At 62.4% G+C, this 13,069-nt stretch carries 9 protein-coding genes and 1 tRNA gene; 6 read left to right on the top strand and 4 right to left on the bottom strand.

All coding sequences use genetic code 11. The annotated features are described in order from the left end of the window. Positions 1-28: 28 nt before the first annotated feature. Together polA and Q4G20_RS06425 are read right to left on the bottom strand one after the other, a co-directional pair. A complete protein-coding gene (polA, locus tag Q4G20_RS06430) occupies positions 29-2,827 on the bottom strand; it encodes a DNA polymerase I (protein ID WP_303342590.1) in 2,799 nt (932 codons plus the stop codon). A gap of 344 nt (positions 2,828-3,171) precedes the next feature. Continuing rightward, positions 3,172-4,191, bottom strand: a complete 1,020-nt coding sequence (locus Q4G20_RS06425) for a LacI family DNA-binding transcriptional regulator (RefSeq protein ID WP_303342672.1) — start codon at positions 4,189-4,191, stop codon at positions 3,172-3,174. 111 nt (positions 4,192-4,302) lie between these two features. Here Q4G20_RS06425 and Q4G20_RS06420 point away from each other — a divergent pair. Then, positions 4,303-4,379 (top strand) — tRNA-Arg (locus Q4G20_RS06420). Positions 4,380-4,445: 66 nt separating this feature from the next. On the opposite strand, the gene Q4G20_RS06415 is transcribed toward Q4G20_RS06420, so the two are convergent. Next, positions 4,446-4,997: a hypothetical protein gene (locus tag Q4G20_RS06415; RefSeq protein WP_303342589.1), complete on the bottom strand. Its 552-nt coding sequence runs from the start codon at positions 4,995-4,997 to the stop codon at positions 4,446-4,448. Positions 4,998-5,089: 92 nt separating this feature from the next. After that, the gene (locus Q4G20_RS06410) at positions 5,090-6,106 is read right to left on the bottom strand and encodes a PRC-barrel domain-containing protein (RefSeq protein ID WP_303342588.1); all 1,017 of its coding nucleotides are present in this window, start codon (positions 6,104-6,106) and stop codon (positions 5,090-5,092) included. A gap of 534 nt (positions 6,107-6,640) precedes the next feature. Between Q4G20_RS06410 and Q4G20_RS06405 the strand changes: the two genes are divergently transcribed. From Q4G20_RS06405 to Q4G20_RS06385, 5 genes are read left to right on the top strand one after another with little or no spacing between them, the layout of a single operon-like run. After that, positions 6,641-7,999: an ABC transporter substrate-binding protein gene (locus tag Q4G20_RS06405; RefSeq protein ID WP_303342587.1), complete on the top strand. Its 1,359-nt coding sequence runs from the start codon at positions 6,641-6,643 to the stop codon at positions 7,997-7,999. Positions 8,000-8,053: 54 nt separating this feature from the next. Then, positions 8,054-9,049, top strand: coding sequence for a carbohydrate ABC transporter permease (locus Q4G20_RS06400; RefSeq protein WP_303342586.1), 996 nt, complete (start codon positions 8,054-8,056; stop codon positions 9,047-9,049). Further along, positions 9,049-10,182 carry a carbohydrate ABC transporter permease gene (locus tag Q4G20_RS06395; protein WP_303342585.1) on the top strand — a complete coding sequence of 378 codons (1,134 nt, stop codon included), beginning with the start codon at positions 9,049-9,051 and terminating at the stop codon, positions 10,180-10,182. Before Q4G20_RS06400 ends, Q4G20_RS06395 begins: the two co-directional genes overlap by 1 nt. Further along, complete coding sequence (locus tag Q4G20_RS06390; RefSeq protein WP_303342584.1) at positions 10,179-11,732, top strand: alpha-amylase family glycosyl hydrolase; 1,554 nt, start codon at positions 10,179-10,181, stop codon at positions 11,730-11,732. The genes Q4G20_RS06395 and Q4G20_RS06390 overlap by 4 nt, the downstream gene beginning before the upstream one ends. Beyond that, entirely contained in the window at positions 11,725-12,930 is a 1,206-nt protein-coding gene (locus Q4G20_RS06385; RefSeq protein ID WP_303342583.1) for an ABC transporter ATP-binding protein, read from the top strand. Before Q4G20_RS06390 ends, Q4G20_RS06385 begins: the two co-directional genes overlap by 8 nt. Positions 12,931-13,069 lie beyond the last annotated feature (139 nt).

Here is a 13,069-nt window from a genome sequence, read left to right as displayed (position 1 = left end):
CATAAGGGGGGCGATGCGCCCCCCTTTTTTAATGCGCATCCGCCCAGTTCGCCCCCGACCCCGCATCGACGATCAGCGGCACGGACAGTTTGACGGCGGGTTCGGCGGCGCGTTCCATCACCTGACGCGCTGCGTCGATCAGGGTGTCCACGGCGTCGTCGCGGACCTCGAACACCAGTTCGTCATGGACCTGCAACAGCATCCGCGCGGGCAGATCGGCGATCGCTGCGGGCATACGGATCATCGCGCGGCGGATAATGTCCGCCGCCGCCCCCTGAATCGGCGCGTTGATCGCGGCGCGGCGTGCGCCCCCGGCGGCGGGGCCGGATGCGTTGATCCCCGGCGTGTTGATCCGCCGCCCGAACAGCGTGCGAATAAACCCGTCGCGTTTTGCCGCCGCCACCGTGTCATCCATATAGGCGCGGATTTCCGGGAAGCGTTCGAAATAGGTGTTGATGAACGCCTGCGCCTCATCCCGCGGGATGCGCAGGTTCCGCGCCAGACCGAATCCCGAAATGCCATAGATGACGCCGAAATTGATGGCCTTGGCGCGGCGGCGGATCATGGGGTCCATACCTTCGACCGGGACGCCGAACATCTGGCTGGCGGTCATGGCGTGAATGTCGATGCCGTCGCGGAACGCCTGTTTCAGCGCCGGAATATCGGCCACATGCGCCAGAATCCGCAATTCAATCTGGCTGTAATCCAGACTGACCAGCCGATGCCCTTCGGGCGCGATGAACGCCTGACGGATGCGGCGGCCTTCGTCGGTGCGGATGGGGATGTTTTGCAGGTTCGGATCGGTGGATGCCAGCCGCCCCGTCTGCGCCCCCGCAATCGAATAGGACGTATGCACACGCCCCGTTTCCGCGTTCACAAAGGTCGGCAGCGCGTCGGTATAGGTCGATTTCAATTTCGACAGCCCGCGCCAGTCCAGCACGCGGGCAGGCAGGTCGTGGCCTTCGGCGGCCAGATCCTCTAACACATCGGCACTGGTGGAATAGGCCCCGGTCTTGCCGGTCTTTCCGCCCGCCAGCCCCATTTTGTCAAACAAAATCTCGCCCAACTGTTTCGGGCTGCCGACATTGAATTTTTCCCCGGCGAGGGCGTGAATCTCATCCTCAAGCCCCGCCATTTTCTGCGCAAAAGCGTTCGACATGCGTTTCAGCGTGTCGGTGTCGATGCGGATGCCCGCCATTTCCATATCGGCCAGAACGGTGATCAACGGACGTTCCAGCGTTTCATAGGCGGTCACAACCTGCGCCGTCGGCAACAGCGGCGCAAAATGGTGATACAGACGCAGGGTGACATCCGCATCCTCGGCCGCGTAGGGGGCGGCCTTGTCAATCGGCACCTGCGCAAAGGTGATCTGCGATTTGCCGGACCCGATCAGGTCCTTGATCGGGATGGGTTTATGCCCCAGATAGCGTTCGGCCAATTCGTCCATGCCGTGATTATGCGCCCCCGCATTCAGGGCATAGGACATCAGCATCGTATCCGCGACCGGGGCCATGCGGATGCCGTGGCGGGCGAGGATCTTCCAGTCATATTTGACGTTCTGGCCGATTTTCAGAATCCCCGGATCGGTCAGCACATCGCGCAGCGCGTCCAGCACCTGATCCATCGGCAACTGCCCCGGCACCAATTCCGCCGCGCCAAACAGATCATCCGTGCCGCCGATATGGCCGACCGGGATATAGCAGGCCCGCCCCGGCGCGGTCGCCAGACAGATGCCGACCAGCCCCGCCTGCATCTCGTCCAGACCCGTGGTTTCGGTATCAATCGCCACGGCCCCCGCCGCGCGAATATCCGCGACCCACGCGGCCAGATCGTCCGCCGTGGTGACGGTGGCATAGCTGGCGGCATCAATCGCCGGCTGTTCCGGCGCGGCGGGCGCGTCCGCCACGGGCGCGGATTGCACCACAGGCGCAGGCGCGCCCAGATGTTCGGCCACGCGGGCGGTCAGGGTCCGAAACTCCATCTGCGCGAGGAAGGGCAACAGCGCGTCGGGGTCCGGGTCGCGCACCTCAAGGCTGGTCAGCGCCACATCCAGCGGCGTGTTGCAGTCCAGTTCGACCAGCCGTTTGGAAATGCGAATCTGTTCGGCATGGTCAATCAGCGTCTGGCGGCGCTTGGGTTGTTTGATTTCCCCCGCGCGGTCCAGCAGGCTTTCCAGATCGCCATATTCCTGAATAAGCAGCGCGGCGGTTTTGATGCCAATGCCCGGCGCGCCCGGCACGTTATCGACCGAATCCCCGGCCAAGGCCTGCACATCCACCACACGATCGGGACCGACGCCGAATTTTTCCGCGACCTCATCCGGGCCGATGATTTTGCCCTTGATCGGGTCCAGCATGTCCACGCCCTGCCCGACCAATTGCATCAGGTCTTTGTCGCTGCTGATGATCGTCACCGACCCGCCCGCATCGCGCGCCCGACAGGCAAGGGTGGCGATGATGTCGTCGGCCTCATATCCTTCGGTTTCGATGCAGGCGATGTTAAAGGCGCGGGTCGCGTCGCGGGTCAGCGGGAATTGCGGGATCAGATCATCCGGCGCGGGGGGGCGGTTGGCCTTATAGTCGGGGTAAATCTCATTGCGGAAGGTCTTTGACGAGTGGTCAAAAATCACCGCCGCATGGGTCGGCGCGTGGCTGCCGGTTTCATTGGTGACGTATTTCCACAGCATGTTGCAGAACCCCGCAACCGCCCCCACCGGCGCCCCGTCCGATTTCCGCGTCAGAGGCGGCAGCGCGTGATAGGCGCGAAAGATAAACGCCGACCCGTCGATCAGATGCAGGTGGTGGCCCTTGCCAAAATCGCTGGTCATGATGTCGTTTCCTTTCGCCTGTTCCGCGCCGTTGTGCCATGATCGGCGCGCGGGGCAAAGGGGGGCCAGCCCCCCATCCGCGTGCCGCGGATTCCCCCCGGGATATTTGCGCCAAGATGAAAGGGGCGGGATGGCATGGTCCGATGGCTGGCTGTGGCGGGCGATGATCGGGCCGGTGTCGGGGATCAGGGCCGGTGGTTTCTCAGTCGCATTCTGGGCCGGGGTCAGGGGCCGGTGGTCTGGTCCGGGCAGAATGTCCTGCGTTACCTGCGCGACCAGATCGGAGAGCCTACGGGCGTTTTACCCTGTGCCGGCTGGATGCTGGTGATCCGTCAGGTGGGGCGTTACACCGGACGGATCGTGTCGCCGGGGATAAAGCTGGGCGTCAGCGCCACGATCCGGTCATCCGGCACCGCGTCTTTGCCCGCGACCAGCCGCGCCGCGCGCCGTCCGATGTCCAGACGCCGCGCGTCCGTCGTGGCCAGCCGCACCGGCAAGCCGTGCAGCAAATCCACGCCGTTGAACCCCGCCAGCCCGATACGGCCCGGAATATCAAAGCCCTGGTCCATGCAATAGAGCAAGCCCCCAGCCCCGATCATGTCATTGGAATAATAGATGAAATCCAGTTCCGGCACCCGCGTCAGGATGCGTTCGGTCAGTTCGCGCCCCTTTAATAACGACGATCCCCCCTGATAATATTCGCGCGCTGTCAGGGTCAGCCCCGCCTGCGCCAGACCCTGTTCGAACCCGTTCAGGCGTTTGCGGGCGCGGTGATCTTCGGGCATGTGGGTGCCGACAAAACCGATGCGCCGGTATCCGGCCTGCACGATCCGTTCCGCCATTTCCTGCCCCGCGCGGATATGCGAAATGCCGACCAGCGTGTCGATGCCTTGGCCGTCCACGTCCATAATCTCGACCACGGGAATCCCTGCGTTTTCCAGCATCGCCCGCGACGCCGCGCTGTGTTCCAGCCCCGCCAGAATAACCCCTGAAGGCCGCCATGACAGCATGTCATACAGCACCATTTCTTCGCGCGCGGGGGAATAATTCGTAACCCCGATCACCGGCTGCAATCCGGTGTCGTCCAGTTCCGCCGAAATCCCGCCCAGCACGTCGGGAAAGACCAGATTCGACAGCGACGGGATCACAACCGCGACCAGATTCACCCGCTGGCTGGCCAGCCCGCCCGCGATTTTGTTCGGCACATAGCCCAGCGTTTTCGCCGCCGTCAGCACCTTTTCCCGCGTGGCCGCGCTGACATCGCCGCGATTGCGCAACACGCGGCTGACGGTCATTTCACTGACGCCCGACGCCTCAGATACGTCACGCAGGGTCAGAGGGCGGCGGGGGCGGTTTGGGGTCATGGCGGGCAAATCCTTGGAAATGCCGCCGATGTTAGCGAACATCAGAGGGGCCGACAACTGCCCGCGCACCGCTTGTCAAACCCCGCCCGGACGCGGTATTGCTGCGCCACTGGCCCCGTGGCTCAACTGGATAGAGCAGCCCCCTCCTAAGGGGCAGGTTGCAGGTTCAAATCCTGCCGGGGTCACCAGTGTTTCCGCGCATAAAAACCCCCCGGATCGGCGGGGCCGGTCCGGGGTCGTGCAGGTGACCTGTATCAGTTCGTCGGGGCGGTCGTGGCTTCGACGGGAACGGTGATGGTCGTGGCGTCCGCGTCGGTGGCCGGGGCGGCCGGCGCTTCGCCTGCGGGGACGATTTCAACGGTCACGGTCTGTTGCGTCGTGCCATCGGTCGTCACGGGCGCGGTCGCCGCATCCGTGGTCGCCGGGGTGGTTTCGACCGGTGCCGTGGTTGCGGGGGCCATGGTTGCGGGCGCAGGCGTTTCCGTCGCAGCCGGGGCCGGTTCAGTGGTCACAGCCGGCGGTTCCGTGGTCACTGGCGCGGTTTCCGTCGTGGCCGGCGCGGTTTCGGTCACGGTCGCCGCAGGCGCGGTTTGCGTGGTTTGCGTGTCATTGCTGCCACCCATCATCGAAAACAGAAAATACCCGACAATCGCCACAACAATAACACCAATAATAATCGGCATCATATTGGTTTTGTTTTCCTCTTGCGGCCGTTCTGCCGGATGCGGCGCGGCGTGATCGGCGCGCGGCTGAGTGGGGTGCGGATTATTCAGGTTGTGCGGGTCATTAATCGGGGGCTGTGCCATTTTGAAACTCTTATCTTGTCTGTGCATATTCAGGGGGCAAAAGGGGCGGCTGCACCCTTGTGACGCAGCCGCCCCCCGTTCCGATCACCCGATCAGTTCGCCGGGGTGTATTCCGGCATGTTTTCGATCGTGTCCGAGCTGGCAGCGATATAGCCGCGCAGGTCCGAACCGTCAGCGTTCTGCTGGAACGAAATCTGGTTCAGCGGCAGGGCAACATCGCGCTGACCCAGACCCAGGAAGCCGCCGACGCCGACGATCACCTGTTCGATCTGACCGTCTGCCGACAGCACCAGATCATTCACCGAACCGATGTTTTCATCATCCGCCGAATAAACCGAAGCGCCGGTCAGACGGTCTGCGGTCAGGGCCGCCGGTTCCGACACGGCATAGCCTTCGCGGACCGCAACATCGGCCGGCGCGACGTAGGCACCATGGGTCACATCCGCGCCGGTGATCGCCACAGCGGCGTCCGCCTGGGTCACCTGAACGTCAGCCGCGCCACCTTCCTGGATGGTCACAGCGGCGTCGGGGGCATCGCGGACCACGACATTCGCGTCGCCAGCTTCTTGAACATTAACAGTCGGTTCGTGGCTGCGCAGGTTCACGCGCGCCTCGGTTGCCGAGTCTACGGTGACCTGAGCTTCGGCGTCCTGAACACGGACCTGAGCTTCGGCGTCCTGCACCACAATATTGGGCTCCGGTGCAACGTAACGAACCACCGGCTGCGGCGCGTCAACCATCACGCGGGCTTCGCCCTGGGCCACGGACACGGTCGGATCCTCCAGACGCACGGCGATGCGCGGCTGCGGGATGTCCACGGTAACGGTGGGCGCCGCTTGCGTCACGGTGATGGTGGGGGCGCATTGTTCAACGACCACTTCGGGCGCGGCTTGCTGCACGGTCACGGTCGGCTCGGGCTGTTCAACGGTCACCTCGGGGGCGGCCTGAGTCACCTCGACGCTGGGCGCGGGGACATCGACCTGAACCTGCGGATCGGCCTGTTCAACAACAACCTGACCGCCCATCGGGGTGGTCGCGGTGTCCTGAGCAACAGCGGCAGTGGTCAGCAGAGCGGATGCGGCAACGCCGCCCATCAGTTTCATCAACATAAGTTATTCCCTTATTTTGATCGCACATGATCGTTTGTTTCTGCCGCATTAACGATCACAAAGCTGATGGGTTTCTTAATTTATGTTTAGCCGGCCGTTTTATTATGCCGGGTCTGATAAGTTTGGCGCGTCATCCACGCCCTGATAATCGCGCAGGCGGGCCACCGATCACGCGCGAATCGGCCCCGCACACGCCCATTGCCTGCGGGCGGTGTTGCCCCTATCCTGCGGTTTGACAGAATGCGAATGGGCTGTCGCTGCTGTAACGGCACGGGCGGGTCTGCCGAAATTGAAACCGCTTTGGCCGCGTTCATTCGTCGCGGCCATAGCGGGCGGTGCGCCGGTGATTTTCGTTAAATTCCTGCGCATAAATGACATAAATTCCCCAGATTTTATGCGCGCGCCACCCTTCACAAACCCGTGACCAGACCGGCGCGCGATAAGCGTTTGACAGAGATAACAAAAGAGATAACAAAACTGTCAATCTTAGGCCCAAAATCTGGGCTTTGGCCGTTGAAACCAAGGGAGGTTCACGTGAAATCCACATTTCTGACCACCGCCGCCGTTCTGGCGCTGACCACCGGGGGCGCGTTTGCGCAAAATCTGGTGATCGAACCGGGCAGCGATGACCGTATCAACTGGCAAAGTCTGGACGATTTCGCCGCTGCCCATCCCGACCTGAAGGGGCAATCCTTTAACATCATGGGGCCGTGGCTGGGCGGCGATCAGGACCTGTTCCTGTCGGTTCTGGCCTATTTCAACCATGTGACCGGGGCGCGCGCGACCTATGCCGGGTCCGACAGTTTCGAACAGCAGATCGTCATCGACAGCGAAGCCGGGTCGCCCCCCGACATGGCCGTGTTCCCGCAGCCGGGGCTGGCCGCTGATCTGGCCGCCAAGGGGCATCTCAAACCGCTGGGCGCGGAAACGGATGCGTGGCTGCGCGCCAATTACGCCGCGGGCGACAGCTGGGCCGCGCTTGGCACCTATGCGGGCAAAGACGGGGCAGAGATGCTGTATGCGTTCCCCTATAAGGCGGATGTGAAATCGCTGGTGTGGTATGTGCCGGAAAACTTCGAAGATGCCGGTTATGACGTGCCGACCACTTACGAAGACCTGAAGGCTCTGACCGAACAGATCGCGGCGGATGGCGAAACGCCGTGGTGCATCGGTCTGGGTTCGGGCGGCGCGACCGGCTGGCCCGCGACGGATTGGGTCGAGGATCTGATGCTGCGCACCGCCAGCCCCGCCGATTACGACGCGTGGACCACGAATGACCTGCCCTTCAACGATCCCAAGGTCGTTCACGCCATCGACGAATTCGGCTGGTTTGCGAAAAACCCCGATTTCGTGGCCGGTGGCACCGGGGGCGTGGCGACCGCCGATTTCCGCGAAAGCCCGAACGGTTTGTTCACCAGCCCGCCCGCCTGTTACATGCACCGTCAGGCCAGCTTTATCCCGACCTTCTTCCCCGACGGCACCGTGATTGGTGAAGATGCGGATTTCTTTTACTTCCCGGCACCGGCGGATGGCCGTCTGGGCCAGCCCGTTCTGGGCGGCGGCACCGTGTTCAGCGTGATGTCGGACAACCCGGCGGCTGCGGCGTTTATTGAATTTCTGAAAACCCCCGCCGCGCATGAAATCTGGATGAGCCAGACCGGTTTCCTGACGCCCCACACCGGCACCAATCCCGACGCATACGGCGATGACACGCTGAAACGGATGGGGCAGATTCTGCTGGATTCGACCGTGTTCCGGTTCGACGGGTCGGATCTGATGCCGGGCGCGATTGGCGCGGGCGCGTTCTGGACCGGGATGGTGGATTTCGTCGGCGGGCAGTCGGCGCAACAGGTCGCGGACCGGATCCAGGCCACCTGGGCATCGCTGAACTAAGGCCCGGGCGCGGCGGTATCCCCGCCGCGTCTGCGTGATACCGGGGGATCGGATATGGAATTGATGTGGCTGGCGGTCAGCACCATTGCGATTGGTGTCTTTGGCTGCGTGGCGTGGTTCTGGGGGTCAAACTGGCTTCTGGACCGCATCTTTCCGCCGCGCGGCGTCCATGCGGGCGACAATATCCGCCGCGCGGGTCAGATCCGGCCATGGCTGTTTTTGGGGCCTGCGCTGATCTTTCTGACCATGTATCTGGTCTATCCGGTGTTTTACAGCCTGTGGCAGTCGCTGCACAATGCCAGCGGCACCCGCTTTGTGGGCTTGGCGAATTACAACTGGCTGATGGGCAATGACAAGTTTCAGGAATCCATGGTCAACAACCTGCTGTGGTTGCTGGTCGTTCCGGCCATGTCCACGCTGTTCGGTCTGTTGGCCGCGCAACTGACCGACCGCATCCGTTGGGGCAATATCGGCAAATCGCTGATCTTTATGCCGATGGCGATTTCGTTTGTCGGCGCGGGTGTGATCTGGAAATTTATCTATGAATACCGCGCGGCGGGCGAAAAACAGATCGGGTTGCTGAATTATATCGTCACCAGCTTCGGGGCCGAGCCGCAAATCTGGCTGACCCTGCCCTTTTGGAACAGCTTTTTCCTGATGGCGGTGCTGATCTGGATTCAGACCGGGTTCGCCATGGTCATTCTGTCGGCGGCCCTGCGCGGCATCCCCGAAGAAACGATCGAGGCCGCGATTCTGGACGGCGCCTCCCCCATGCAGGTGTTTTTCAAAATCAAAGTGCCGCAGATCATGGGGACCATCGCTGTTGTCTGGACCACGATCACCATTGTCGTGCTGAAGGTGTTTGACATCGTGTTCGTGATGACCAACGGCCAATGGGGAACGCAGGTTCTGGCCAATCTGATGTATGACTGGATGTTCCGCGGTACGCCCGATTATGGGCGCGGATCGGCCATTGCCATTGTCCTGATGATTCTGGTCACGCCGATCATGGTCTGGAACATCTGGAACGCCCATAAGGAGAGCCGCTGATGCAGGGCATGGCCGGTCAGAAATCATCGCTGGCTTGGGCGGTCAACATCGCGGCCTTTGTGCTGGTGTTGCTGTGGACGATCCCGACGCTGGGGCTGTTTGTGTCGTCATTCCGGGACCGGGATCAGATTTCGACATCGGGATGGTGGCAGTCGTTTTCGGCGTCCGAACAGACCGGCTTTGTCCGGTCTGGCACCGCATCCGATCAGGTGCAGGACGGCGCGGATTATGTCATATCTGGCACCGTGGTGGCACCGGGGCAAACGCTGGTTGCATGGGGGACGGGCGCGCGTGAACCCGCCGCCCATCAGCCGGGCGATACCGTGACCCTGCCCAGCGGGGCGGCGCTGACCGTGGCTGATGACGGCAGCTATCGCATGGTGTCGCCAACCCCGTTTACCATGACGCGCGGCGACCGTATTTTCACCACAACCGCCACGCCCGCCAAGTTTACGACCGGCAATTATCAGCGCGTCTTAACCGCCGAAGGGCTGGGCCGCGCCTTTATGAACACCATGACGGTGACGATCCCGGCCACGATTATTCCGATCCTGATTGCCGCCTTCGCCGCCTATGCCCTGGCATGGATGGAGTTTCCGGGCCGCGCCCTGCTGACCGCCGCTGTGGTCGGGTTGTTGGTGGTGCCGTTGCAGGTGGCGCTGATCCCTCTGCTGCGGCTGCACAACGATCTGGGCATCGGCAAGGGGTATCTGGGCATCTGGCTGGCGCATACCGGGTTCGGCCTGCCGCTGGCGGTGTATCTGTTGCGCAATTACATGGTCGGCCTGCCGCGTGAGATCATCGAATCCGCCCGCGTCGATGGCGCGACCGAGTTTCAGATTTTCCGCCGTATCATTCTGCCGCTGTCCTTTCCCGCGCTTGCGTCATTCGCGATTTTCCAATTCCTCTGGGTCTGGAACGATCTGCTGGTCGCCACCGTGTTTTTGGGCAACAGCAGTGACCAATTGGTGATGACGGGGCTGTTGCGCGAACTGATGGGGTCGCGCGGCGGCGAATGGGAATTGCTGGCGACCAGTGCCTTTATCTCGATCGCGGTTCCTCTGGCCGTGTTCTTTGCCATGCAGAAATATCTGGTTCGCGGCCTGTTGGCCGGCTCCGTGAAAGGTGGATGATGAACGATATGAACAATGATTGGTGGAAAGGCGGGGTCATTTATCAGATCTATCCCCGCAGTTACCAAGACAGCACCGGCACCGGCACCGGCGATCTGGCAGGGATCACCCGGCGGCTGGATCACATCGCGTCGCTGGGCGTGGATGCGGTCTGGATTTCGCCGTTCTTTACCAGCCCGATGAAGGATTTCGGCTATGATGTCAGCGATTATCGCGGCATTGATCCGATGTTCGGGACGATGGATGATTTCGACGCTCTGATCGCGCGCGCGCATGAATTGGGGCTGAAGATCATGATTGATCTGGTCATGTCGCACACATCCGATCAGCACGACTGGTTCCGCGAAAGCCGCGCCAGCCGCGACAATCCGCGCGCCGATTGGTATGTCTGGGCCGATCCGAAACCGGACGGGACGCCGCCAAACAACTGGCTGTCGATCTTTGGCGGGTCGGCATGGCAATGGGATGCGCGGCGCGAACAGTATTATCTGCACAATTTCCTGACCAGCCAGCCCGATCTGAATTTCCACAACACCGATGTGCAGGACGCGCTGATCGACATGGCGCGGTTCTGGATGACGCGCGGCGTGGACGGGTTCCGGTTGGATACGATCAATTTCTACATGCATGACGCGCAATTGCGCGACAACCCGCCGCTGGCACCGGAATTGCGCAAAACCGACACCGCGCCCGCCGTGAACCCCTATAACCACCAAAGCCACAAATACGACAAATCCCAGCCGGAAAATCTGGAGTTTCTGGAACGGTTCCGCGCGGCCTTGGACGAATACGGCGCGGCGGTTGTGGGCGAATTGGGCGACAGCGAACGCGCATGGGAATTGTTGCAGGACTACACCGGCGTTCCGGGGCGGGTGCAGATGTCCTATGTGTTTGATTTCCTGTCGGGCGATGATCTGCGCGCGGAACGTGTGGTGCAGGTGTTTGATGATATGCACCGTCTGGCCCCCGATGCGTGGCCGTGCTGGGCCTATTCCAACCACGATGTTGTGCGCCATATCAGCCGCTGGAATCTGTCAGACGCTGCCGCGCGCGCCTATATCACGCTGCTGGTGGCGATGCGCGGGTCGATTTGTATCTATCAGGGCGAGGAGCTGGGCCTGCCCGAAGCCGAGCTGAGCTTTGACGACCTGCGCGATCCCTATGGGATTGAGTTCTGGCCCGAATTTAAGGGCCGTGACGGCTGCCGCACGCCGATGGTGTGGGATCAGACCGAACATGGCGGGTTCAGCACCGCAAAACCGTGGTTGCCGGTGCCGGACGCGCATCGGACCCGCGCGGTGTCGGTGCAGGACGATGACCCGGAATCGCTGCTGAACCATTACCGCGCCACCTTGGTGCTGCGGCGGACCCATTCGGCGCTGCGTCTGGGGGCCATGTCGGATCTGCGCGCGGATGGGCCGGTTCTGACCTTCCGCCGTCATGACGATCACGAAGACCTGCTGATCCGCGCCAATCTGTCGGGCGATCCGGCGGGTGATCTGGCCCCGTGGCAGGTGCAGATCACCCCCCAAGGGGGTGCCAATGGCTGACATGACGCTGACCGATATCGCCAAATCCTATGGCGATGTGAATGTTCTGCAAAACATCAATCTGGATATCAAATCCGGCGAATTCATCGTGTTCGTCGGCCCGTCCGGCTGCGGGAAATCCACATTGCTGCGCATGATTGCAGGGCTGGAACAGATCAGCGGCGGCACCTTTACCATTGACGGCGTACGGATGAACGACATCCCCCCCAGTCAGCGCGGCATCGCCATGGTGTTTCAATCCTATGCGCTGTATCCGCATATGACGGTGCGCGACAACATGGCCTTTGCGCTGAAAATCGCCGGGAAATCCGCGGCCGAGATCAAGGCCGCGACCGACCGCGCCGGGCAGATGCTGCAACTGACGCCCTATCTGGACCGTCTGCCCAAGGCGTTGTCAGGCGGGCAGCGTCAGCGGGTCGCGATTGGCCGCGCGATTGTGCGCGACCCCAAGGTCTATTTGTTCGACGAACCGCTGTCCAATCTGGACGCTGCGCTGCGGGTGGCGACGCGCATCGAGATCGCCCAGCTAAAGGCGTCGATGCCGGACCGCACGATGATCTATGTCACCCATGACCAGACCGAGGCGATGACGCTGGCCGACCGCATCGTCGTGCTGGCGGGGGGTGGGATTGCGCAGGTGGGCGCTCCGCTGGAACTCTATGAACGGCCCGTCAACGAATTTGTTGCGCAATTCATCGGCAGCCCGGCGATGAACCTGTTGCCCGGCAAGATCACGGGCAAGGGCACCGGCACGGGCGCGATGACCACGGTAACGCTGGATGGCGGGCTGACCGCTCAGGTCGCGATCCCGACCGATGCGGGCGATATGGGCAAAGCCGTGAATCTGGGCGTCCGCCCCGAAGACATGCGTAAAACCGACGGTCCCGCGCTTTTTGAGGGCGTGGTTGACCTGACCGAAGCCTTGGGCGAAGTCACCCTGCATTATTTCGGCACCGGCAGCGGGAAAACCCCGATTGTCGCGAAATTGCCGGGGATTCACACCGGCCAGAATGGGCAAATGCTGCGCCTGACCGCCGATCCGGCGGCGCTGCATCTGTTCCATAACGGCCAGTCGATGCTGTATCGCGACGGTGTGGACCTGCCCCCCTATCACCCGCGTGGGACGGATGCCGCCCCCGCGACGCCCGCTGATCCCATCGACAGCGGTGTTATCCTGCCCGGCGGCCCGGTTCGCTGATGGCGGGCGGGGGCGCGGTAAGGAGGGTGCTGCGCCCCCGATCATTTAACGGTTCTGGAGGATAGAGCCGGGGGCCAGCCCCCCAGCCTGCCCCACGGGGGCGGGCGTTCGACGGGAAAGGCCGGGGGCCAGCCCCCGG

The organism is Paracoccus sp. (in: a-proteobacteria) (genome assembly GCF_030538495.1).
Taxonomy (GTDB): domain Bacteria; phylum Pseudomonadota; class Alphaproteobacteria; order Rhodobacterales; family Rhodobacteraceae; genus Paracoccus.
Note: the sequence above shows the minus strand (reverse complement) of the source record. Positions and strands in the feature narration are given on the sequence as shown.

Bases quoted from the DNA above. Each gene is read 5' to 3' on its own strand.
- polA (WP_303342590.1), bottom strand. From the start codon at position 2,827: ATGACCAGCGATTTTGGCAAGGGCCACCACCTGCATCTGATCGACGGG.
- Q4G20_RS06425 (WP_303342672.1), bottom strand. From the start codon at position 4,191: ATGACCCCAAACCGCCCCCGCCGCCCTCTGACCCTGCGTGACGTATCT.
- Q4G20_RS06415 (WP_303342589.1), bottom strand. From the start codon at position 4,997: ATGGCACAGCCCCCGATTAATGACCCGCACAACCTGAATAATCCGCAC.
- Q4G20_RS06410 (WP_303342588.1), bottom strand. From the start codon at position 6,106: ATGTTGATGAAACTGATGGGCGGCGTTGCCGCATCCGCTCTGCTGACC.
- Q4G20_RS06400 (WP_303342586.1), top strand. From the start codon at position 8,054: ATGGAATTGATGTGGCTGGCGGTCAGCACCATTGCGATTGGTGTCTTT.
- Q4G20_RS06395 (WP_303342585.1), top strand. From the start codon at position 9,049: ATGCAGGGCATGGCCGGTCAGAAATCATCGCTGGCTTGGGCGGTCAAC.
- Q4G20_RS06390 (WP_303342584.1), top strand. From the start codon at position 10,179: ATGATGAACGATATGAACAATGATTGGTGGAAAGGCGGGGTCATTTAT.
- Q4G20_RS06385 (WP_303342583.1), top strand. From the start codon at position 11,725: ATGGCTGACATGACGCTGACCGATATCGCCAAATCCTATGGCGATGTG.